The sequence below is a fragment of the Streptomyces sp. NPDC030296 genome (assembly GCF_055572815.1).
Genome location: NZ_JBVICQ010000011.1, coordinates 170,866 through 192,025 on the forward strand (window position 1 = coordinate 170,866; position 21,160 = coordinate 192,025).

The following is a 21,160-nucleotide window of genomic DNA, read 5'->3' on the forward strand; positions in this document are numbered from 1 at the left end:
CCCGCCCGTGTTTACCGTGTCGTTGGACATTCCGGGATCTGTTGTCACGGAGGTGTGCGCCATGCAGGACGCCGCGTCGCGGCTGAAGACCCTGTTCGAGCAGGTGATCGGGGCCCCGCTCCCGGTCCGGCTTCGGGCGTGGGACGGTTCGGAGGCCGGCCCCCCTCAGGCCCCCGCGCTGGTGGTACGGAACCGCAGGGCCCTGCGCCGGCTGCTGTGGAAGCCGGGCGAGCTGGGCCTCGCCCGCGCCTGGGTCGCCGGTGACCTGGGCGTGGAGGGGGACCTGTACGCCGTACTGGACCTGATGGCCGGGCACGTGTGGGAGCGGGACGACGACTCCCGGAGCCTCGCCGACGCCCTGCGCGACCCGCAGGCCCGCGCGGCCGTGCGGGGGCTGCTGAAGCTGGCCGGACCCGCCGTGCTGGTGCCGCCCGAGCCGCCCCGCGAGGAGGTGCGCAGAACCCGCCATCTGCACACCAGACGCACCGACAAACGGGCCGTCAGCCACCACTACGACGTCGGCAACGACTTCTACGAGATCGTCCTCGGCCCGTCCATGGTGTACTCCTGCGCCTTCTGGGAGACCGACGACGGGACCACCACCCTCGAAGCCGCCCAGCGCGACAAGCTCGACCTCATCTGCCGCAAGCTCGCCCTCGCACCGGGGCAGCGCCTCCTCGACGTCGGCTGCGGCTGGGGCTCCATGGCCGTGCACGCCGCCCGCGAGTACGGCGTGCACGTCGTCGGCATCACCCTCTCCCAGGAGCAGGCCGCGTACGCTCGCAAACGCGTCGCGGACGAGGGACTGACCGACCGGATCGAGATCCGCGTCCAGGACTACCGGGACGTCAACGACGGGCCCTACGACGCCATCTCCTCCATCGGCATGGCGGAACACGTCGGCGCCGACAGGTACCTGGAGTACGCCCAGAACCTGTACGCCCTCCTCCGGCCCGGCGGACGGCTCCTCAACCACCAGATCTCACGGCGGCCGCAGTCCGACGAGAGCGCGTACTCCATCGACGGGTTCATCGACGCGTACGTCTTCCCCGACGGTGAACTCGCCCCCATCGGCACCACCGTGACCCAGCTCGAACGCGCCGGGTTCGAGGTCCGCGACGTGGAGTCCCTGCGCGAGCACTACAACCTCACGCTGCGCGCCTGGGTCGCGAACCTCGAAGCCCGGTGGTCCCGGGCCGTCGCCCTCGCCGGACCCGGCCGGGCCCGCGTGTGGCGCCTGTACATGGCCGCCTGCGCCGTCGGCTTCGAACGCAACCGCCTCGGCGTCAACCAGGTGCTCGCCGTGCGGACGCCGGAAGGGGGTGCCTCGGGGCTGCCGCTCAGGGCCCGCACCTGGGGCGCCTGAGCCCCCGTACGCCCGCGGGGCCCGTTCCGGGAAGGAACGGGCCCCGCGGGCTGCCGTGGCGGCGCCCCTACTCCGCCTTGATCGCCGTCAGCATGTTCAGCTTCGCCGCCCGCCGGGCCGGCCACATCGCGGCCAGGACGCCGACCGTGCCGGCCAGCAGCAGAAAGACACCCATCCGGGCCCAGGGCAGGATCAGTTCGTACGTCGGCATCCGGGAGGCGACCAGCTCACCGGCCGCCCAGCCGAAGAAGACACCGAGACCGATCCCGAGGACACCGCCGAACAGGGAGATGACCAGGGACTCCAGACGGACCATCCGCTTGATGTCGCGGCGGTCGAGACCGATCGCGCGGAGCATGCCGATCTCCTGGGACCGCTCGAAGACGGACATGGCCAGCGTGTTGATGACACCGAGGACGGCGACGATCACGGCCATGGCCAGCAGGCCGTACAGCAGGTTCAGCATCAGCGTGAACATCTGGGCGATGTCGTCGGACAGGTCGTCGCCGTCCTGGATCTTGATCGCCGGGTTGTCGCCGAGGTTCTTCGCCAGCCGGTCCTTGGCGGTGTCCGAGGCACCGGTCGACGTCTTCACCATGACCATCATGTCCGCCGGGCGGGTGTCGGCGGGCAGTCGCTTCTCCAGCGTCCGGTTGTCCAGGAGGATGCCCCGGATCAGCTCGTTGGCCTCGTAGACCCCGGCCACGGTCAGCTTCTGCCGCTCGCCGCCCTCGAACCCGGCCGTGAACGACGTGCCGGCCTTCCAGCCGTTGCGCTTCGCACTCTCGGTGTCCACCACGACCTTCGTGCCGCCGACCTCGAACGCGCCCTCGTCCAGGGGGAACGTCGTCAGCTCGCCGATCGCGTCGCCGTTGACGCCGGTGACGTACTCCGTCTGTCCGTCGATGCGGGACTCGGCGTTGCGCAGCGGCGAGACCGCCGTGACGCCCTCCGTTCCGGCGAGCTTCTTCTCCACGTCGGGGGAGAGGTAGTTGCCGTTGGCCATCGAGACGACGTAGTCCGCCTTGATGGAGTCGGCGGCCATCTTGCCGATGGCGTTCTGGAGGCTGCCCGCCATCACCGTCATACCGGTGATCAGGGTGAGACCGATCATCAGCGCCGAGGCGGTGGCGGCGGTGCGGCGCGGGTTGCGCACCGAGTTCTGCCGGGCGAGCTTGCCGGAGACCCCGAAGACGCGCAGCACCGGGGCGGCGGCCGCGATCAGCGGACGGGACAGCAGCGGCGTCAGCACGAACACACCGATGATCAGCAGCACCGCGCCGATCCCCATCGGGACCTGGCCGTCCGAGCCCTCCAGGGTCGTCGCGTACAGGACGGTGGCGATGCCCGCGCCGGAGAACAGCGCGCCGATCGTGTTCCGTACGACGAGGGACCTGGTCGTGGCCTTCGCGTGCACGCTGCTCATCGCCGCCACCGGCGGGATCTTCGCCGCGCGGCGGCCCGGCAGCCAGGCCGCCAGCATGGTGATCAGGACGCCGACCAGCAGGGCCGTGGCGACCGTGCCGGGGGAGACCACCAGAGGGCCGTCGGGGACGGTCTCGCCGAGCGTGCTGATCAGCCCCCGCATCGCGGCGCCGATGCCGACCCCGACGGCCAGACCGGTGACCGCGGCGACCGCGCCCACCACGAACGCCTCGATCAGCACCGAACGGGTCACCTGGCGGCGGGAGGCGCCCACCGCCCGCATCAGGGCCAGCTCCTTGGTGCGCTGGGCGACCAGCATCGTGAAGGTGTTGGCGATGATGAACGTGCCCACGAACAGGGCGATGCCGGCGAAGACCAGCAGGCCGTTCTTCAGCCCGCTCATGGAGGCGGCGATCTGCGTGGCCTGCTGGTCGGCGAGCTGCTCACCGGTGATCGTGGTGGCGACGTCCTCGGGGACGACCTTGTCGATCGCCGACCGGAGCCGGTCCTGGCTGGTGCCGGGGGCCGCGGTCACGGTGATCTCGTCGTACGCGCCCGGGCTGTGGAACAGCTTCTGCGCGGTCGCCGTGTCGAACAGGGTGAGGCTGCCGCCGGCGGCGACATTGCCGTCGTCCGTGCGGAAGACGCCGCTGACGGTGGGGGTGAGGACCGGGCCGTCGACGGACAGCCGGACGGTGTCGCCGACCTTGTACCCGGCGCGCTCGACGGTCCTCGCGTCGATGGCGATCTCGTTCGGGCCGCGGGGCGCGCGGCCCTCCTCGATCGGGTACCGGGGGTCGTCCTCGCCCCAGTAGTTCCCGCCCTGGGACTGGAAGCCGCCGCCGATCAGCTTGCCGTCCTTGTCGGCGAGCGCGGTGAAGCCGGTGACGACGCCCGTCGCGGACTCGGCGCCGGGCACCTTCCCGACCTTCCTCAGCAGCTCCGGCGTCAGCTTCGGCTGCTCGGCGATCCGGTCGCCCTCGTCCGGGCGGTACGCCTGCTGGACCGCGACGTCCACCTGGTCGAAGCCCTTGGCAGAACTCTTCTGGTAGGCCTCCGAGATGGTGTTCGTGAAGACCAGCGTCCCCGACACGAAGGCGACGCCCAGCGTCACGGCGAGCACGGTCATCAGGAGTCTGGCCTTGTGCGCGAGCACGTTGCGCAGGGCGGTACGGAACATGAAAGGGGTCCCTGTTCGGGGTCGGGTGGTGAGGTGGACGGGGGGCGGGGAGGCGGAGACGGCCTAGCTGGTGCGGCCCTTGGCGTCGAACCGCTTCATGCGGTCCAGGACGGAGTCCGCCGTCGGCTCGTACAGCTCGTCCACGATCCGTCCGTCGGCGAGGAAGATGACCCGGTCCGCGTACGCCGCCGCCACCGGGTCGTGCGTCACCATCACCACCGTCTGCCCCAGCTCCCGAACGGAGTTGCGCAGGAAGCCCAGGACCTCGGCGCCCGAGCGGGAGTCGAGGTTTCCGGTGGGCTCGTCGCCGAAGATGATGTCCGGCCGGGAGGCGAGGGCCCGCGCCACCGCTACGCGCTGCTGCTGGCCGCCGGAGAGCTGGGAGGGCCGGTGGCTCAGCCGGTCGGCGAGACCGATCAACCCGATCACGGTCTCCAGCCACTGCTTGTCCGGCTTGCGGCCCGCGATGTCCATCGGGAGGGTGATGTTCTCCAGCGCGGTCAGCGTCGGCAGCAGGTTGAACGCCTGGAAGATGAAGCCGATCTTGTCCCGGCGGAGCTTGGTGAGCTGCTTGTCCTTCAGGGATCCCAGCTCGGTGTCACCGATGCGCACGGATCCGGCGGAGAAGCTGTCCAGGCCGGCCACGCAGTGCATCAGCGTGGACTTGCCGGAACCGGAGGGACCCATGATCGCGGTGAACTGGGCCTGCCGGAAGTCGACGGTCACCCGGTCCAGGGCGACGACCCGGGTCTCGCCCTGTCCGTAGACCTTCGACAGTTCCGTGGCACGGGCGGCCACGGCGGTGGCCCGGTCGGCGAGGGGAGTGGTGGTCACGGGTGGGAACTCCTGTCGGGGCGACGGCGTTTGGACGGTTCGGGGGATGGATGCGCGCGGGTGGACGGGGCGGTGTCCGGCGTTTCCGGCGCTGTCTCCATCGTCGCGACGCCGGGCCGCCGTGTAGTCAGCCGCTGTTCCGGTTCCGGGGGCAGACTTCTGACGGACGCAGGGGCGCGCCGTCATACCTGGGGATGACGGCCGACCCCGAGGCGGGGATGACGGTGGACCCGAGGCGGGGATGACGGTGGACCCGAGGCGGGTGTGACGCGGGCCCGGGGAGCGGCGGTATTCGGACGGTTTGGCCTACACGAGTCAGTCGTCAGCGTGCGGGTCGTCGGGAGGGCGCTCGTTCGGGCGGTGAAATTCCGTCATTCCGCATACGCCGGGTCGCACCGTCCGAAAGGCTATTGGCAAGTGCGGATGGCGTGTTCCATGGGCTGATGCACCCTCAGACGTCAATAAAATAAGACAACATCGGTCCGCTGTTCCGCTGTTCGGGGGAAGCCTCCCGATAGGCTCGGAACCGCAGCGCGGGGCCCATGGCCTGCCCGGATGGTGGAATGCAGACACGGCGAGCTTAAACCTCGCTGCCCCTCGCGGGCGTACCGGTTCAAGTCCGGTTCCGGGCACCTTCCCTCACAGGGCGTGAGTGCGTGAGAACCCGTTGTCGATCGCAACGGCGCGCTGCTGGTGTGCTGTGAAGGCTGCCGCGGCCCCCGGAACGGAGCGTTCCGGGGGCCGCGGCGCATCTCGGCGGGCCAGGGTTCGTCAGCCGGCCCTGTGGGCGGTGTCAGTCCGGCAGGGAGGCCGCCGGGGGCCGGTCGGCCAGGGCGCGGACCAGGGACGTCCAGAACGCCGGGGTGTACTCCGTGATCAGCGGCCGGGGCGTGCCCTTCGGCCAGGTGAAGGCGATGCCCGGATTGTGCAGGTCGGTGCCGTCGGGAAGGAAGAAGTGCGGGCTGCCCCGCACCTCCGGCGCCTTCGACTCCTCCCACTGGTCGAAGAGGACCCCGCGGCAGGTGCCGCGCCGCAGCGCCTCGCCGAGGTGACCGGTGTCGACCAGGGGGCATCTCCCGGCGACCGCGAGGATCTCCGAGTGGACGCTGATGCAGCGGGACTCGGCGTAGAAGGCGTGGCGCAGGGCCGCGTCGAGCTGGTCGGAGGCGGCCAGGCCCGCCTCCGGGGTGCCGGGCTGGGTCTTGGCCGCCTGGACCGCCTCCATGGCGGGCAGCATGGTCACCGGATAGCCGGACTCCGGGCCCCGCCAGTCCGTCCACCCGAGAGCGGGTTCCCGCTCCGCCACGGCGGCGATCTCGGGGTCGAGGATCCATTTGGGCGTGGGCCGGGAGTTGAACAGCTCCAGGGGGAACGCCCGGTGGTCGACGGCGAGCGCGACACCCTCCTCGGCGGCCGCCCGCCGCAGGTTGAACAGCCCCAGTGAGGCCCAGGGACAGCCGATGTCGGAGTACACGGTCACGGTGTTCGTCACGGGGCGTTCCGTTCTCAGCGGGCCGCGGCCAGGGCGGGGCTGGCCGTCTCCGGGCGGGTGAAGGTGCGGTTGTGGTAGACGAGCGGCTCCTGGTCGCCGACGTACACGGCCTCGACACGGCCCACGAGAATACTGTGGTCGCCGCCGTCGAGCACCGCGTGCGCGGTGCAGGCCAGCCGGGCCGTGGCGCCGGGCAGGCCGGGCAGGTCCAGCTCGCAGGGGACCATGTCGCCGGTGGTGAACTTGTCGTGGCCGGAGCGGGCGAAGTGCCGTGCGATCGCGGCCTGTTCGGCGGACAGGATATTGATCATGAAGCGCTCGGCGGCCACGAACGTGTCGTGCGAGCCGGCCGACTTGGCGGGGCAGACCAGCACCAGCGGCGGGTCCAGGGAGAGCGAGCTGAACGAGCTCGCGGTGAATCCCCAGCGCCGGCCGCTGCCGTCCGTGGTGGTCACGATCGTGACGGGGCTCGGCACTTGGGCCATGGCGCGGGTGAAATCCGATGGGGCGACGGCGGACATCGGTCCTCCTGGGGCCGGGAAGCGGATGGGGCCGGGAAGCGGGTGGGGGCGGTGGGGAGGGACCGGCGGCCCCTCCCCCCTGCGGTCCGTGCGGATCAGGCGCTGGTCTCGCGCTGCGCGGTGAACCCGCCCGGTACCGCCGGTTCGGCGTCGAGCCAGATACCGGACGCGGTGCCGAAGCGCGGCTGCTCCGGGTCCCGGCCGTCCCAGATCGTCTCGCCGCGGCGGACGGTGACGTCGGGGCGGCCGGTGAAGGTCCAGCCCTCGTACGCCGACCAGCCGACCTTGGCGTAGGTGTGCTTCGCGGCCATGATCCAGGTGACGTCCGGGTCGAACAGGGTGAAGTCGGCGTCCAGACCGACCGCGATCCGGCCCTTGCGGCCACCCAGCCCGAACAGGTCGGCCGGCCCCTCGGCGGTGAGCCGGGCGACGTGCCGCATGGCCTCGTCGGTGGACATGCCGGGGTAGCGGCGCCGCATGCCCGTGTACAGGGCGATGATCAGCTCCTGCACACCGGGCAGCCCGGGCGGGGCGTCCGCGACGGCCAGCAGCTTCTCCTCGACGGTGTGCGGGGCGTGGTCGCTGCCGAGGCTGGCGACGCTGCCCTCCATCACCGCGTCCCACAGCCGCCCCTTGTCCTTCTCGCAGCGGATCGCGGGACGCAGCCGGATCCGGGCGCCCAGGCGTTGCGTGTCGGGCGCGGAGAAGGACAGGTGGTGCGAGGTCACCTCGTAGGTGATCGGCAGGCCCGCCTTCGCGGCGGCCTTCAGCAGGTCCGACTCCTCGGAGGAGGAGACGTGCAGGATGTGCGCGGCGGTGCCGTGCTTGCGCACCAGTTCGATGACGCGGGACGAGGCGACGATGCCGCCCGTGCGCGGGTGCGCCGACTCGTACGCGTCGTAGCCGGTCGGCGGGGCCTGCGTCTCGTCCAGCAGCGAGAAGACGCTGTCGTCCTCCGCGTGCAGGACCAGCCGGATCCCGCGTTCGGCGGCGACCTGGAAGATCCGGTCGAGGACGACCGGGTCGCGGATGATGTTGGGCGCGGTGTGGTGGCCGGTCATGAAGACCTTCACCGAGGTCGCCTGGCGGGGCTGGAGACGGCGGAGGTTCTCCACACTGTCGACGGTGACGCCCATGTGGAAGCGGAAGTCGACCAGGGAGTCGCCGGAGACGGTGGACGCCTTCTCCGCGGCCAGCTCCGGCTCGATCAGCGGCGGCTGGGTGTTGGGCATGTCGATGACGGTGGTGACACCGCCGGCGGCCGCCGCCCGGCTGCCGTGCGCCCAGTCCTCCTTGTGGGTGAGGCCCGGCGTACGGAAGTGGACGTGCGGGTCGATGCCGCCGGGCAGCAGATAGCGGCCCCCGGCGTCGATGGTCTCCTTGGCGGGCGGCTGTTCGCCGTCCGCGAGGATCGCCGATATTCGCTCACCGGAGACGGCGAGGCCTCCGGACGTGACCCCGTCAGGGGTGACTACGCGCGCGTTGGTGACGACGAGGTCGTAGGACTGCGTCACAGGTCCTCCGGGTCGATGGATGGTCAGGACGGTGGATGAGGTGATGCCCCGCCGGCCGCGGACAGGGAGCGGACGGGGAGCGGACGGGTGGCGGTCAGGCCGCGGTCAGGCGGCGGTCCAGGGGGCGCTGACCAGTTCCCGGGCCAGGTCGTTCGTCGGGCCCATCAGGCCGACCGCGCGGGCGTCGCGGGCCAGCTTGTTCAGCGGGTGGTCGTGCAGATAGCCGGCGCTGCCCAGGAGCCGCAGCGCCTCCTGCACGACCTCCTCCGAGATCCGGGAGCCGAGGATCTTGCTGTAGAGGGTCGTGTTGCCCGGTTCCGCCGAGTCCCGGCGGGCCGACGCGTCGACCAGGGCACGGGCCGCCTCCACCTTCGCGGCGAGGTCCACCAGCCGGTGGCGCACCGCCTGCTGGTCCGCAAGGCCGCGACGCCGCGCGTGGGCGAACGCCGTCCGGTACGCGGCGGCGGCGATCCCCGCCGAGACGGCGCCCAGGGTGGCACCGGACTCCCGCACCCCTGCGATGATCCGGACCGCCGCGCCCACCGGGCCGAGCACCGCCGATTCGTCGGCCTCGCAGGCCGTCAGTTCGACGAAACCGGTCGCGGAGGAGCGCATGCCGACCAGGTCCATGCCGGTGTTGGCGAACAGGCCCGGGTTGCCCGCCTCGATGAGGAAGAACGTCTGGCCGTCGCTGCCGTAGGTGCTGGCGACGCCGTCGGTCGGCGCCGACGTCTGGGCGAGCACCAGATACACGTCGGCCAGGCCCGCTCCCGTGGTGAACGCCTTGGCGCCCTCCAGGAGCCAGCCGCCGCCCTCGGTGCGCCGCGCCCTGGTGGCGAGGTTGCGCTTGTCGGCGCCCGAACCGGACTCGCTCCACGCGGAGGCGGCGATCCACTCGCCGCTCGCCAGCCGGGGGAGGTAGCGCTCGCGCTGGGCCTCGCTGCCCCACTCGCTGATCCGGGAGCTGACGGCGTAGTGCTGGAACAGGATGATCGCGACCGACGGGTCCGCGGCGGCCGTCAGTTCGATCAGCCGGTTGGTGAGCAGGGAGTCGCCCCCCTGGCCGCCGTACTCCACGGCGATGGCCGCGCCGAGGATGCCGGAGGCGCGCAGGGCGTCGAAGACCTCCTGCGGGAGTTCGGCGGCCGCGTCCGCGCTCTGCGCGTGCCGGTGCAGGACCTCGGTGAGGCTCGCGTACCGCTCGGCGAGTTCGGACCGGGTCGCGGCCCCGGTCCCCGCCTGAGTGAGGGTCAGACCGCCAGCGGGAGCCATGCCGTTTCCTCCTTGTAGTCGTAGTTCTTGAGCGAGGCGATGCACGCCGGCTCGTCGAGCTGGGCGAGCTTGCGGCTGACGCTGACCCAGTGCAGGGTGTCCGCGCCGTCGCCGCGACCCGCCACCGACGCCGCGGCGGCGGTGCTGCCGCCCGGGGTGTCGATCTCGATGACACCGCGCGACAGCCCGGCCCGGCGGGCCAGCCGTTCGGGGACGGTGCCCGGGATGCTGGAGGCCGCGGCCAGGCAGGTGGTGCCCGTCAGCGCGATGCTGGGGTGCCACTTGGGCACGGATATGGCCCGCACGGCGAGCCGGCCCTCCGTGTACTGGCCCACGGCCGCGATCTTCGGGAAGACCCCGTCGGTGGGCCACTTGAGCAGCTCGCAGGCGGCCCTGCGGATCTCCAGCATCCGCTCGTACATGTCGTCGCCCGCCCCGAACAGCTCCTCCACGCCGTTCAGACCCAACTCCTCGGCGTCCACGAACACATACGGGTTGCCCATGGAGACCAGGGACGCCTCCTGCACGCCGGTACCTGTGATCAGCTGGTCCACCGGGTTGCCCGTGAGCAGCAGCTCGTCGAGGCGGGCCCCCGCGTCCTGGAGGAAGTGCACCGTGAAGCTGCCGCTGCGGCGGCGCGCCTCGTCCACCTCGCACACCACGTGGTCGCCGTTGTTGATGACCCGGACCCGGACCCGGCCGCCGGGGGCGAGCCGGGGCAGCCACGCCTGGCCGTCGGCGGCGACCACCGAGGCGAGGATGGAGTGCCCGCAGCTGCCCTTGAAGTCGAACCGGTCGACGCCGCCGGTCAGCCCCTGCACGAACCGGTAGTCCAGGTCGAACATGGGGTGCGCGGACGGCTCGACGAGCGCGAACTTCAGGATGTCACCGCGGCCGTTGGCCTCCAGCCACTCCCGGATCCGGGTGAGCACCGGCGTGAGCCGCTCCTCGTCCCGCGGCAGTTGGCGGTGGTCCAGCACCAGGGTGGGGGTCGGGGCCCCCACGGCCCGTGCGATGTACCCGATCACACCGTCACCCCCGGGACGCTCCCCGCGACCGTGCCGGCGGGCGAGCAGAACTGGTCCAGCCACAGCTCGTGGACCATCAGCGACCAGATGGCAAGCGAGGCCCGGTCGTTCGGGGACTCGGCCTGGACGCGGAACAGCTCCTCGACCCTGCGCGGGTTCAGCTTGCCGCCGCGGCGCAGCCGGTCCTCGGCCAGCAGGTCCCGGGCGTGGTCGAACAGCGCCTGGCCGGGCTGGAGCATGGCCGTGATGGGCAGGGTGAACGGCTGCTTCGGACGGTTCAGGACCGACTCCGGCAGCAGACCGTCGGCGGCCGCGTACAGGACCTTCTTGCGGCGGGTGCCGTCGATCTTGAGGTCGGCCTTGAGGGAGCGGGCGTAGCGCACGACGCTCGGCTGGCAGAACGGCAGCCGCACCTCGACGGAGGCCGACATCGACAGGTGGTCGACGCGGCGCAGGTGGTAGGCGGGCAGCCGCTCGCCGATCTCGAACTCGGTGAGCGTGGTCATCCGGTCGGCGGTGGAGGCACGCAGCCGCTCGGTGATCTCCTCGGCGGCGGAGCCGTTGGCCGTGACGAAGCCGAGGTACTCCGAGGAGTACAGGCTCTCCCGGAGGTTCCTCGGGACGGCGGCGAGGGCCTCCACGTAGTCCGGCACCCAGTCCGTGCCGAAGGGCGCGTCCATCGCCTTCTTCAGCCGGTCGTAGCCGCCGAACAGCTCGTCGGCCGCGTCACCGGTGATGGCGACCTTGAAGCCGGCGTCGCGGACGGCGCCGAACAGGGCGTACGTGGACAGGGTGATGGGGTCGGCGTTGGGCTGCCCGAGGTGCCAGACGACGTCGGCCAGCAGCGACGGGAACGTCGCCGGGTCGATCTCCACCTGGTGGTGGGTCGTGCCGGCCCGCTCGGCGACCTCCCGGGCGAACGCCCGCTCGTCGGACGGCCAGGTGCCGGTGTACGCGATGTTGAAGGAGTGCAGGTCGCGCACCTTCTCGGCGGCCAGCACGGTGACGAGGCTGGAGTCCAGGCCGCCGCTGGTGATCGCGGAGACGGGGACGTCGGCCTCCGTGAGCCGGTGCACCTCTGTGCGCAGCAGCGACCGCACGTGCGCGGCGGCCTCCGGCTCGGCGCAGTGCGGGGCGCGGGCACCGGTGGTGGGGCGGATGGTGACGTGCATGCCGCCGGCGCGGGTGACGCGGACGGTCGCGGCCGGCGGGAGCACCTTGACGCCCTCGAACATGGTCTGCTCGCCGAACGGCGTCTTCGTCGCCAGATAGGCGTCGAGACCGGCCTCCGCGGGGGTGGCCCCCACCTGGCGGAAGGACAGCAGGGCGGGCAGCTCGGACGCGAAGTACAGGTGCCGCCGGGCCGCGTCCCAGTGGTAGTACAGCGGCTTCATGCCGACCTCGTCGGTGGCGAGGTAGAGCGTCGGCTCGCCGCGCAGGTCGACGACGGCCACCGAGTACATGCCGTCGAGGTACTCGGGGAAGGCCGCCCCGTACTCGGCGTACAGGGCCGGGATGACCGAGCCGTCGCAGGTGTCCTGGAAGGTGTGCCCGCGCGCGGAGAGCTTCTGCCGCAGCTCGTCGTGGTTGTAGATCTCGCCGTTGAAGACGACGACGATGTCCTCGCCGAGGGTGTACGGCTGGTCCCCGCCGTCGAGATCCATGATCGCGAGCCGGTTGTTGCCCAGCGCCCAGCCCGCGCCGTACGCGTGGGTCTGCGCGTCGGGGCCGCCGTGCCGCTGGGCCGCCGCCACGGACCGCAGCTCGTGCGGTGTGGCCAGGGCGTCGAAGTGGCCGAATATTCTGCACATGTCTGAAGATCACCGGACCTTTGTCGAGACACCGGCGCGCTGATAGAGCACCGGATCGAACGGAGTGGGGCCACCGCACGTGGCGAAGCGGGGAGCGGCGGGGTCTTCGTCGGGGTGCCGGGTGCCGTGCGGCACTCCGGGCGGCGCGTAGAGCACGTCGCCGGGCTCGGCGTCGTACCACTGGCCGTCGAGGTGGAGCTGGCCCTTGCCCTCGAAGGCGATGAACGCCTCCTCGCTCTCGGGGTGGACGTGGACGTTGAAGTACTCGCCGGGCTGCATGAAGCCGCAGTGGAGGCACAGCTGCGGGGAGCCGGTGCCCGGCCAGAAGAGGAAGTTCATGGTGGCGGTCCGGGCGGAGGCCTCCGCCTGGCCGGTGCCGGTGAAGCCCTTCAGCTGGGTCTCCTCGTTCCACAGCCGGGAGAAGCGGCGGGGCTCGGTGCCGGGGGCGCGGTCCGGGCGCAGCGTGGTGTTCCACACGTACGCCGTGAGGTCCATGCCGGCGTCGGCGCTCAGCTCGTACAGGTCGCCGGTCGGCGTGTACACCGTGTCGGCGCGGTTGACGCGCCGGCGGGCGGCGCCGGAGGCGGCGGAGCCGGAGCCCGCGAAGACGACCACGACGTTCTCCTCGTGCGCCGAGGAGTGCGGCCGCCACACGGCACCGCTGGGAACCCGGACCACGTCGAGCCGCACGATCCGCGCCCCGAGGTGCGGGCCGACCGCTGTCGCGACCCGGCACCCGTCAAGCTGACGGAACTCCAGTTCGCCGGACTTGATGACGGCGCCCTGGACGGTTGCGGTGCTCATGGCTTTCCTTTCGCTGGAGGCGTGCGGGACGGGGGGAGGGGAGCTGGGCGAGGACGATCCCGGCCAGGACGGCGGCGGCCCCGGCGAGCTGCGGCGGGGTGAAGCCCTGACCGAGCACCACCAGGCCGAGCAGCGCGGCGACGACCGGGCTGAGCAGGCCAAGCAGGGACACGGCCACGGCGGGCAGCCGCTCCACACCGCGGAACCACACGGTGTAGGCGAACACCGCGCCCACCAGGCACAGATAGCCGTAGGCCGTTAGATTCACGGTCGTGACCCGCTGGGGGAGCCCCTCGAACAGCAGGGTGAGCGGCAGCAGGAACAGCCCGCCCAGGGCGAGTTGCCAGCCGGTGAAGGCCACCAGCCCGGCCGGGCGGCCCCACCGCTTGGTGAGCACGATGCCGAGGGCCATGCAGCCGGCGCAGCCCAGCGCGGCGGCCACCCCGACCGGGTCGAGGGCGGTGGCGGAGGTGCCCACCAGCAGCGCCACGCCCGCCGTGCCGAGCAGACAGGCCGCCAGGTCCCGGCCGCGGGCCCGCTCGCCGAGCAGCGGGACGGCGAGGCCGAGGACGAGCATCGGCTGGAGGGAGCCGATCAGCGCGGCGATACCGCCGGGCAGGCGATAGGCCGCCACGAAGAGCAGCGCGAAGAACGCGCCGATGTTGAGCACGCCGAGCACGGCGGCCCGCCCGATCCACACGCCCCTCGGCAGGCTGCGGGTGATCAGGACCAGCAGCAGTCCGGACGGCAGGGCGCGGACCGTGGCGGCGAGCAACGGGCGGTTCTCCGGCAGGAACTCGGTGGTGACGAGGTAGGTGCTGCCCCACACCATCGGCGCGAGTGCGGCCGACACGGCGTCGGCCGCACGGGGTCTCACGGACATCTGGGCCCCTCCTCTCATCAGTGGGTGGGTCTGTGCCGAGCGTCTCCGGTTGTGGTCCCGTGTCCGTCCCGGTGTGATTCCTTCCGGTTCCCGTTGATAGTTCAAGGGTTCTGCTGGTTTGCGGGGAAAACGCACGTCGGGCCCGTGCCCGGCGCTCGGCCGGGACACGGGCCCGAAAAGGGGTGCGGAAGGGAAAGGACGGAGGAACGGCTACCTGGGGGGCGCCCGTGGATCAGGCGGCGGCCTTGACGGAGATGGCCTCGTTGACCAGCTCCAGGTACTGGCGGGGCGTCTCGGCGTCCGTGACGGCGTCCTCGTCGAGGGTCACGTCGTAGTCGCGCTCGATGCGGCCCGTGGTCTGCAGCACGGCCAGCGAGTCGTAGCCGAGGACCTCGAACGGGACGTCCAGCACATCGCCGTCGAGGTTCACCGCCTCGGCCTCACCGGCGCACTCGCGCAGCAGGTCGGTCAGCTCGGTGATGGTCAGTGCGGGCATGGGGATTCCTCTCAATCGCTTGCGGTTCCAGGGGCTTGCGAAGGACAACGGGGGAGTGGGGTGTGAGGGGGACGGTCAGTCGGCGGCGCGCACCACCATCGCCGCGTTGAAGCCGCCCCGGCCGCGCGCCAGCACCAGCGCGGTGCGCAGGGCGGCGGGGCGGGCCTCGCCGGTGACGAGGTCCACGGGGCAGTCGGCGGCGGGCTCGGACACGTTGACGGTCGGCGGGATCACCTGGTCCCGCAGCGCCAGCAGCGCCGCCGCCAGGTCCAGCGAGGCACCGCCAGCCGCCAGCCGCCCCGTCATGGTCTTCGGGGCGGTGACCGGCACACCCCGAGGGCCGAACATCGTGGCGAGCGCGTCCGCCTCGGCCCGGTCGGCGTCCCGGCGGCCCGCCGCGTCCGCGAACACCACGTCCACGTCGTCGGCGGCCAGGCCCGCGTCGGCCAGGGCCAGTTCGGCTGCCGCGTCCAGCCGCGGGGCGCCCTTGCCGCGCGGTGGGTCGAAGGTCGCCGCGTACCCGGCGACCGTGCCGTACCCGCGCACGCCGCGCGCACGGGCCGCCGCCGCGTCCTCCAGCACCAGCAACGCGCCGCCCTCACCGGCGACATGACCGCACGCGTCGGCGGAGAACGGCAGATACGCGCGGGCCGCGTCCTCGACGGTGCTCAGCTCGCCGCCCGCCAGGTGCGCCGCCCACCCCCACGGGCAGAGCGAGGAGTCCACGCCGCCGGTGAGCAGCACCGGAACGCCCTTGCGCAGCTGCCTGCGGGCCTGCGCGACGGCGTCGAGGCCGCCGGCCTGCTCGGTGACCAGCACCCCGCTGGGTCCGCGCAGCCCGTGCCGGATGGAGATCTGGCCGGTGTTGACGGCGTAGAACCAGGCGAACGACTGGTAGGCGCTGACGTGGTGGCCGCCCTTGCTCCACAGGGCCTGAAGCTCCCGCTGGCCGAACTCGAAGCCGCCCGCCGAGGCGGCGGTGACGACCCCCGCGGAGAAGTCGGGCAGCTCCGAGGCGTCGATACCGGCGTCGGAGAGGGCCTCCGCGGCGGCGGCGAGCGCCAGCCGCGTCATGTGGTCGGTCTGCGGGAGCAGCCGACTGGAGACGTGCTCCGCCGGGTCGAAGCCGGGCACCTCACCGGCGAGCCTCGCCGGGTACTGGCCGGCGTCGAAGCGGGTGACGGGCCGGATGCCGCTCTCGCCGCGCAGGGTCGCGGCCCACCAGGCCTCGGTGCCCAGGCCGTTGGGCGCGGTCACACCGAGGCCGGTGACCAGGGGCGTGCCCGGGGAGGGGCCGTCCGTGGCGGCGGCGGAGCGGTCGAGGGTCTGGGTGGTCATGCTGCCTCTCCCGTGCGCGGGCGGGTCAGGATCATCGCGCTCTGGAAGCCGCCGAAGCCGCTGCCCACGCTGAGCACCGTGTCGGTGCGCTGCTCGCGGGCGGTCAGCGGGGTGTAGTCCAGGTCGCAGGCGGGGTCGGGGGTGTGCAGGTTGGCGGTGGGCGGCACGGTGTTGTGCTCGATCGCCAGCGCGCTGGCGGCGACCTCCAGGGAGCCGATGGCGCCCAGGGAGTGCCCGACCATCGACTTGATGGAGCTGACCGGCACCTCGTAGGCGTGGCTGCCGAGGCTGCGCTTGAACGCCGCCGTCTCGTGGCGGTCGTTCTGCTTGGTGCCGGAGCCGTGCGCGTTGATGTAGTCGACGGCCGTGGGGTCGAGGCGGGCCTCGTCGAGGGCCACCCGGATCGCCTCGGCCATCTCGGTGCCGTCCTTGGTCAGGCCGGTCATGTGGTACGCGTTGCAGCGGGTGGCGAAGCCCGCGATCTCGGCGTAGACGTGTGCGCCGCGCCGGCGGGCGGCCTCGAACTCCTCCAGGATCAGCACCGCCGACCCCTCGCCGAGCACGAAGCCGTTGCGGGAGGCGTCGAACGGGCGGGAGGCCGTCTCGGGTTCGTCGTTGCGGGGGGAGGTGGCCTTGATGGCGTCGAAGCAGGCCACCGTGATGGGGGAGATCGGCGCCTCCGTGGCGCCGGCGACCATCACGTCGGCGCTGCCCTCGCGGATCAGCTCGACGGCGTGCCCGATGGAGTCCAGGCCCGAGGTGCAGCCCGTGGAGACCATGGAGACGGGGCCCTGCGCGCCGGTCCGCCAGGCGACCTCGGCCGCCATGGAGCTGGGCACGAAGTAGTCGAACAGGTGCGGTACGGCGAGGGTGTGGTCCACCTGCCAGGTGGAGCCGCCCCGGCTGACGGTGTTGTACTCGCGGTCCAGGCCCATCGTGCAGCCGACGGCGCTGCCCAGCGTCACCCCCGTGCGCAGCGGGTCGAGGCTGTCGGGGGTGAGGCCGCTGTCGCGCAGTGCCTCGTCGGCGCTGACGAGGGCGAACTGGGCCGCGCGGTCAAGGCGTTCGGCCTCCTCGGGGGTGAAGCCGTGCAGCAGCGGGTCGAAGTCGGCCTCGGCGGCGATCCGGGACCGGAACGAGGAGGCGTCGAACAGGGTGATGCCCCGGGTCGCGGTCCGTCCGGCGGTCAGCAGCGACCAGAACTCCTTGGTGCCCACGCCGCCCGGGGCGACCACCCCGATACCGGTGATGACGACACGGCGGTTCATCTGTCGTCGGTTCATTTGTCGTCCTTCACGGGAGAGTCCTCCTGCTGAGGTGCGGTCCAGGCGGTCGGGTGGGTACGGGCGGCCCCGGCGGACTCCGGCGTCCCGGCCCGGCGCTGCACGACCCGGCACGCCCGGTCCAGCAGCCGCGGCAGCGCCGGCCCGCGCAGGAAGAAGTGGTCGCCGGGGAGGGTGCGCTCGACGAACGGGCCGGTGGTCCAGTCCCGCCAGCCGGCCATCACCTCCCGCCCGGCGAGCGGGTCGAGGTCGCCGGAGACGGCGAGCAGCGGCACCGACAGCGGGCCGTCGGCGGCGTCCCGCAGGGACTGGGCGAGCCGCAGGTCGTCGCGGATCACCTTCAGGGCCGAGCGCTGCCACACCCCGCCACGCGGGGTGTCGGGCGGTACGGCGCCCGCCTCCCGCAGCGTCTCCATCAGCTGGCAGTCCGGCAGGTCGGCCGCCTGGACGAGCCGCACCCGGGCGTCCGGCGGCGGGCAGGCGCCCACCACCACCAGCGCGGGGGCCGGGCGTCCGGCCTGCTCCAGGGCGCGGGCCACCGAGTAGGCGATCATGCCGCCGAGGCTGTGCCCGTACAGGACGTAGGGGGAGCTGGGCACGGGCTTGTGATGGCGCAGCAGGTCGGCGAAGAGGGCGCGGCGGCCGGTGACGCGGGTCTCGCGGCGGCGGGCGTCCCGGCCGGGCAGCAGCACCGGCACGGCCTCCACCTTCGGGCCGAGCTGTTCGGGCCAGCGGGCGAACGCGGAGGTGCCGGCGCCGGCGTGCGGGAAGCAGTACAGCCTCATGCCGCACCCCCCTGGGACGCGGCGTCGGCCTGCGGCTTCCACCAGTCCGGGTGGTCCCGGTACCAGGCGACGACCTCGCGCAGCCCCTCCTCGAGCGTGCGGCGGGGCGCGTAGCCGAGTTCGGCGCGGATCTTGCGGTCGTCGATGGCGTACCGCAGGTCGTGGCCCTTGCGGTCCTCGACGTACTCGACGGAGGAGAAGTCCGCGCCGCACAGGTCGAGCAGCCGCTCGGTCATCTCCCGGTTGGTCAGCGCGGTGGCGCCGCCGATGTTGTAGATCTCCCCGGCCCGTCCGCCGGTGAGGACCAGCTGGACCGCCCGGCAGTGGTCGTCGACGTGCAGCCACTCGCGGACGTTGGAGCCGTCGCCGTAGAGGGGGACGGTCATGCCGCGCAGCAGCCGGGTCACGAAGTTCGGGATGAGCTTCTCGACGTGCTGGTGGGTGCCGTAGTTGTTGGTGCAGCGGGTGACGCGGACGTCGAGGCCGTGGGTGCGGTGGTAGGAGCGGGCCAGCAGGTCGGCGGCGGCCTTCGACGCCGAGTACGGCGAGTTGGGAAGCAGCGGCTCCTCCTCGGTCCACGCGCCGCTGTCGATGGAGCCGTACACCTCGTCGGTGGACACCTGCACCACCGGTCCGACGCCGAGCCGCAGACAGGCGTCCAGCAGGCTCTGGGTGCCGAGGACATTGGTGGTGACGAAGGCGGCGGCGCCGGCCACCGACCGGTCGACGTGCGACTCGGCGGCGAAGTGCACCACCGCGTCGTGCCCCGGCAGCAGATGGTCCAGCAGCTCGGAGTTGAGGATGTCGCCGCGCACGAAGTCCAGCCGGGGGTGGTCCATCGGCAGGTTGGCGGTGTTCCCTGCGTAGGACAGCTTGTCGAGGACGGTGACGCGGGCGTCCTCGAAGCCTTCGTAGCCGCCGGCCAGGAGGGTGCGCACGTAGTGGGAGCCGATGAAGCCGGCGCCGCCGGTGACGAGGATCCTCATGCCGTCACCTCCGCGGTGCGCTCGGCGACGGACTTGCGCAGCGCCGCGACCACGGTGAGCACGTCGGCGTCGGACAGGCCCGGGTGCAGCGGCAGGCACAGGGTGCGGTCGGCCGCCCAGTCGGAGCCCGGCAGGCCGGGCTCGGGCGCGCCGTGCGCGTACGCCGGCACCTTGTGCAGCGGCGCGTAGCGGAAGGTGGTGTAGATGTCGGCGGCCAGCAGGTCGCCCGCCACGGCGTCCCGGATCCGCGGGTCCATCTGCACCCAGTAGAAGTAGTACGTCGACTCGTGGCCCTCCGGCAGCGGTGGCGGCAGCAACAGCCCGTCTGCGTCGGCGAGTTCACGGTCGTACAGGGCGACGATGTCCCGGCGGCGGCCGACCAGCTCGGGCAGCCGGCGCAGCTGCACGGCGCCGATGGCCGCGGTCATGTCGTTGCCGATGACCCGCCGGCCCGGCTCGGGGACGTCGAGCTCCCACCAGCGGGCCGACACCTTGGCGTAGCCGAAGCCGCTGGGCTGGACCAGCCCGTGGTAGGCCAGGCGCCGCACCCGGGCGGCCCGTTCGGCGTCCTTGGCGTAGATCATGCCGCCGTCGCCGGTGATGAGGACCTTCATGGCGTCGAAGCTCCACATGGCGAGGTCGCCGAAGGTGCCCACGGCCCGGCCGTCCACCCGGGAGGCCACCGAGCAGGCGGCGTCCTCGACCAGGGTGACGCCCCGCTCCCGGCACAGCTCCGCGATCCGCGCGACCTCGCCCGGGTAGCCGCCGTAGTGCAGCACGACCACCGCGCGCGTGCGGTCGGTCAGGGCGCGTTCGACGTCCTCGGCGGTGGGGTTGAGGGTGCGGGCGTCGACATCGCAGAACACCGGTGTCGCCCCGGTGGTCAGGATCGCGTTGGCCGCGGCGACGAAGCTGAGCGAGGGCAGCACCACCTCGTCGCCCCGCTCCAGGTCGAGCGACTCCAGCGCCAGGAACAGTCCGGCCGTACCGGAGTTGAGGAAGACGACGTGCTCGGCGTCCACCCCGAGGTGCGCGGCGAAGGCCGCCTCGAAGGCCTTGGTGCGGGGGCCGTGCCCGAGCCACCTGTCCTCGAACACATCGGCGATCGCGTTCAGTTCCTCAGCGCCCACCTGGGGCTGGAAGAGATTGATCATAGCCGCCTCTCAGGTCCTCGTGTCGGGGCCGACTCTGGCCGGATCCGCTCGACACGGGATCGAGCCGTGATGGTCGGCGCGATGGCGGACGGGCCGCCGCCGACGGTCCCGAGAGGTGTTCGAGCGCCGCTCCAGCACCGGACGCGAACCTCCTGCCGCCAGGACCGGACTATCCAGGAGAGCTCATGTCGGAACAGGAGCGACGGGTCGCCGTCGTCACGGGTGCGACCAGCGGTATCGGCCTCGCGGTGACCCGGCTGCTGGCGCAGCAGGGCCACCGGGTGTTCCTCTGCGCGCGCGGCGAGGACGCCGTGCGCGACACGGTCAAGGAACTCGGCGAGGAGGGCCTGGAGGTGGACGGCGTCGCCTGCGACGTGCGCTCCGCCGACGACGTCAAGGCGTTCGTGCGGGCCGCGGTGGACCGCTTCGGCACCGTCGACGTGCTGGTGAACAACGCCGGCCGCAGCGGGGGCGGGGTGACCGCCGACCTCACCGACGAGCTGTGGGACGACGTCATCGACACCAACCTCAACAGCGTCTTCCGGATGACCCGCGAGGTCCTCACCACCGGCGGCATGCGCCACAAGGACCGCGGCCGGATCATCAACATCGCCTCCACCGCCGGCAAACAGGGCGTGGTGCTCGGCGCCCCCTACTCGGCGTCCAAGCACGGTGTCGTCGGCTTCACCAAGGCCCTCGGCAACGAGCTCGCCCCGACCGGCATCACCGTCAACGCCGTGTGCCCCGGCTATGTCGAGACGCCCATGGCGCAGCGCGTGCGGCAGGGCTACGCCGACGCGTACGACACCACCGAGGACAAGATCCTGGAGAAGTTCCAGGCCAAGATCCCGCTCGGCCGCTACTCCACCCCCGAGGAGGTCGCCGGTCTCGTCGGCTACCTGGCCTCCGACACCGCCGCCTCCATCACCTCGCAGGCCCTGAACGTCTGCGGCGGCCTCGGCAACTTCTGACCAGCCCGACGAAAGGG

Annotated in this window: 18 protein-coding genes and 1 tRNA gene; 3 read left to right on the plus strand and 16 right to left on the minus strand. The window is 72.2% G+C overall.

Annotated elements, in window-relative coordinates; all coding sequences use genetic code 11:
• Positions 1-61: 61 nt before the first annotated feature.
• Positions 62-1,366, plus strand: coding sequence for a class I SAM-dependent methyltransferase (locus ACZ4Z3_RS29885; protein ID WP_468503939.1), 1,305 nt, complete (start codon positions 62-64; stop codon positions 1,364-1,366).
• Positions 1,367-1,433: 67 nt separating this feature from the next.
• Here the strand turns inward: ACZ4Z3_RS29885 and ACZ4Z3_RS29890 are convergent, their stop codons facing one another.
• Positions 1,434-3,971 carry an ABC transporter permease gene (locus tag ACZ4Z3_RS29890; protein WP_468503940.1) on the minus strand — a complete coding sequence of 846 codons (2,538 nt, stop codon included), beginning with the start codon at positions 3,969-3,971 and terminating at the stop codon, positions 1,434-1,436.
• A 63-nt stretch (positions 3,972-4,034) separates the two neighbouring features.
• A complete protein-coding gene (locus tag ACZ4Z3_RS29895; RefSeq protein WP_468503941.1) occupies positions 4,035-4,805 on the minus strand; it encodes an ABC transporter ATP-binding protein in 771 nt (256 codons plus the stop codon).
• A 549-nt stretch (positions 4,806-5,354) separates the two neighbouring features.
• Here ACZ4Z3_RS29895 and ACZ4Z3_RS29900 point away from each other — a divergent pair.
• Positions 5,355-5,437 (plus strand) — tRNA-Leu (locus ACZ4Z3_RS29900).
• Positions 5,438-5,598: 161 nt separating this feature from the next.
• Here ACZ4Z3_RS29900 and ACZ4Z3_RS29905 read toward each other — a convergent pair.
• The 14 genes from ACZ4Z3_RS29905 to ACZ4Z3_RS29970 all read right to left on the minus strand — a co-directional run bounded on the left by ACZ4Z3_RS29905 (position 5,599) and on the right by ACZ4Z3_RS29970 (position 20,172).
• On the minus strand, positions 5,599-6,297 hold the full coding sequence (locus tag ACZ4Z3_RS29905) for a DsbA family oxidoreductase (RefSeq protein WP_468503942.1): 699 nt from the start codon (positions 6,295-6,297) through the stop codon (positions 5,599-5,601).
• A 14-nt stretch (positions 6,298-6,311) separates the two neighbouring features.
• Positions 6,312-6,818, minus strand: coding sequence for a flavin reductase family protein (locus tag ACZ4Z3_RS29910; protein ID WP_055717905.1), 507 nt, complete (start codon positions 6,816-6,818; stop codon positions 6,312-6,314).
• A 95-nt stretch (positions 6,819-6,913) separates the two neighbouring features.
• A complete protein-coding gene (locus ACZ4Z3_RS29915; RefSeq protein WP_468503943.1) occupies positions 6,914-8,332 on the minus strand; it encodes a dihydroorotase in 1,419 nt (472 codons plus the stop codon).
• 105 nt (positions 8,333-8,437) lie between these two features.
• A complete protein-coding gene (locus ACZ4Z3_RS29920) occupies positions 8,438-9,604 on the minus strand; it encodes an acyl-CoA dehydrogenase family protein (RefSeq protein WP_468503944.1) in 1,167 nt (388 codons plus the stop codon).
• A complete protein-coding gene (locus ACZ4Z3_RS29925; RefSeq protein WP_468503945.1) occupies positions 9,583-10,632 on the minus strand; it encodes a PrpF domain-containing protein in 1,050 nt (349 codons plus the stop codon). The genes ACZ4Z3_RS29920 and ACZ4Z3_RS29925 overlap by 22 nt, the downstream gene beginning before the upstream one ends.
• The gene (gene asnB, locus ACZ4Z3_RS29930; RefSeq protein WP_468503946.1) at positions 10,629-12,443 is read right to left on the minus strand and encodes an asparagine synthase (glutamine-hydrolyzing); all 1,815 of its coding nucleotides are present in this window, start codon (positions 12,441-12,443) and stop codon (positions 10,629-10,631) included. Before asnB ends, ACZ4Z3_RS29925 begins: the two co-directional genes overlap by 4 nt.
• Positions 12,444-12,452: 9 nt before the next feature.
• Positions 12,453-13,247, minus strand: coding sequence for a cupin domain-containing protein (locus ACZ4Z3_RS29935; protein ID WP_468503947.1), 795 nt, complete (start codon positions 13,245-13,247; stop codon positions 12,453-12,455).
• The gene (locus tag ACZ4Z3_RS29940) at positions 13,183-14,130 is read right to left on the minus strand and encodes an EamA family transporter (RefSeq protein WP_468503948.1); all 948 of its coding nucleotides are present in this window, start codon (positions 14,128-14,130) and stop codon (positions 13,183-13,185) included. Before ACZ4Z3_RS29940 ends, ACZ4Z3_RS29935 begins: the two co-directional genes overlap by 65 nt.
• Before the next feature lie 232 nt (positions 14,131-14,362).
• On the minus strand, positions 14,363-14,626 hold the full coding sequence (locus ACZ4Z3_RS29945; RefSeq protein ID WP_055521569.1) for an acyl carrier protein: 264 nt from the start codon (positions 14,624-14,626) through the stop codon (positions 14,363-14,365).
• Between the two features lie 75 nt (positions 14,627-14,701).
• Complete coding sequence (locus ACZ4Z3_RS29950; protein WP_468503949.1) at positions 14,702-15,964, minus strand: ketosynthase chain-length factor; 1,263 nt, start codon at positions 15,962-15,964, stop codon at positions 14,702-14,704.
• On the minus strand, positions 15,961-17,232 hold the full coding sequence (locus ACZ4Z3_RS29955; RefSeq protein WP_468504043.1) for a beta-ketoacyl-[acyl-carrier-protein] synthase family protein: 1,272 nt from the start codon (positions 17,230-17,232) through the stop codon (positions 15,961-15,963). Before ACZ4Z3_RS29955 ends, ACZ4Z3_RS29950 begins: the two co-directional genes overlap by 4 nt.
• Positions 17,233-17,243: 11 nt before the next feature.
• On the minus strand, positions 17,244-18,032 hold the full coding sequence (locus tag ACZ4Z3_RS29960) for a thioesterase II family protein (protein WP_468503950.1): 789 nt from the start codon (positions 18,030-18,032) through the stop codon (positions 17,244-17,246).
• On the minus strand, positions 18,029-19,018 hold the full coding sequence (gene rfbB, locus ACZ4Z3_RS29965) for a dTDP-glucose 4,6-dehydratase (protein WP_468503951.1): 990 nt from the start codon (positions 19,016-19,018) through the stop codon (positions 18,029-18,031). Before rfbB ends, ACZ4Z3_RS29960 begins: the two co-directional genes overlap by 4 nt.
• A complete protein-coding gene (locus ACZ4Z3_RS29970) occupies positions 19,015-20,172 on the minus strand; it encodes a DegT/DnrJ/EryC1/StrS family aminotransferase (protein ID WP_468503952.1) in 1,158 nt (385 codons plus the stop codon). Before ACZ4Z3_RS29970 ends, rfbB begins: the two co-directional genes overlap by 4 nt.
• Before the next feature lie 185 nt (positions 20,173-20,357).
• Here ACZ4Z3_RS29970 and ACZ4Z3_RS29975 point away from each other — a divergent pair, with 185 nt between their 5' ends.
• Positions 20,358-21,143: a 3-oxoacyl-ACP reductase gene (locus ACZ4Z3_RS29975; RefSeq protein ID WP_055521574.1), complete on the plus strand. Its 786-nt coding sequence runs from the start codon at positions 20,358-20,360 to the stop codon at positions 21,141-21,143.
• Positions 21,144-21,160 lie beyond the last annotated feature (17 nt).

Excerpts from the sequence above, each read along its gene's own strand:
- ACZ4Z3_RS29885 (WP_468503939.1), top strand. The coding sequence starts at position 62 with ATGCAGGACGCCGCGTCGCGGCTGAAGACCCTGTTCGAGCAGGTGATC.
- ACZ4Z3_RS29890 (WP_468503940.1), bottom strand. The coding sequence starts at position 3,971 with ATGTTCCGTACCGCCCTGCGCAACGTGCTCGCGCACAAGGCCAGACTC.
- ACZ4Z3_RS29910 (WP_055717905.1), bottom strand. The coding sequence starts at position 6,818 with ATGTCCGCCGTCGCCCCATCGGATTTCACCCGCGCCATGGCCCAAGTG.
- ACZ4Z3_RS29920 (WP_468503944.1), bottom strand. The coding sequence starts at position 9,604 with ATGGCTCCCGCTGGCGGTCTGACCCTCACTCAGGCGGGGACCGGGGCC.
- asnB (WP_468503946.1), bottom strand. The coding sequence starts at position 12,443 with ATGTGCAGAATATTCGGCCACTTCGACGCCCTGGCCACACCGCACGAG.
- ACZ4Z3_RS29935 (WP_468503947.1), bottom strand. The coding sequence starts at position 13,247 with ATGAGCACCGCAACCGTCCAGGGCGCCGTCATCAAGTCCGGCGAACTG.
- ACZ4Z3_RS29940 (WP_468503948.1), bottom strand. The coding sequence starts at position 14,130 with ATGTCCGTGAGACCCCGTGCGGCCGACGCCGTGTCGGCCGCACTCGCG.
- ACZ4Z3_RS29945 (WP_055521569.1), bottom strand. The coding sequence starts at position 14,626 with ATGCCCGCACTGACCATCACCGAGCTGACCGACCTGCTGCGCGAGTGC.
- ACZ4Z3_RS29950 (WP_468503949.1), bottom strand. The coding sequence starts at position 15,964 with ATGACCACCCAGACCCTCGACCGCTCCGCCGCCGCCACGGACGGCCCC.
- ACZ4Z3_RS29955 (WP_468504043.1), bottom strand. The coding sequence starts at position 17,232 with ATGAACCGCCGTGTCGTCATCACCGGTATCGGGGTGGTCGCCCCGGGC.
- ACZ4Z3_RS29960 (WP_468503950.1), bottom strand. The coding sequence starts at position 18,032 with ATGAGGCTGTACTGCTTCCCGCACGCCGGCGCCGGCACCTCCGCGTTC.
- rfbB (WP_468503951.1), bottom strand. The coding sequence starts at position 19,018 with ATGAGGATCCTCGTCACCGGCGGCGCCGGCTTCATCGGCTCCCACTAC.
- ACZ4Z3_RS29970 (WP_468503952.1), bottom strand. The coding sequence starts at position 20,172 with ATGATCAATCTCTTCCAGCCCCAGGTGGGCGCTGAGGAACTGAACGCG.
- ACZ4Z3_RS29975 (WP_055521574.1), top strand. The coding sequence starts at position 20,358 with ATGTCGGAACAGGAGCGACGGGTCGCCGTCGTCACGGGTGCGACCAGC.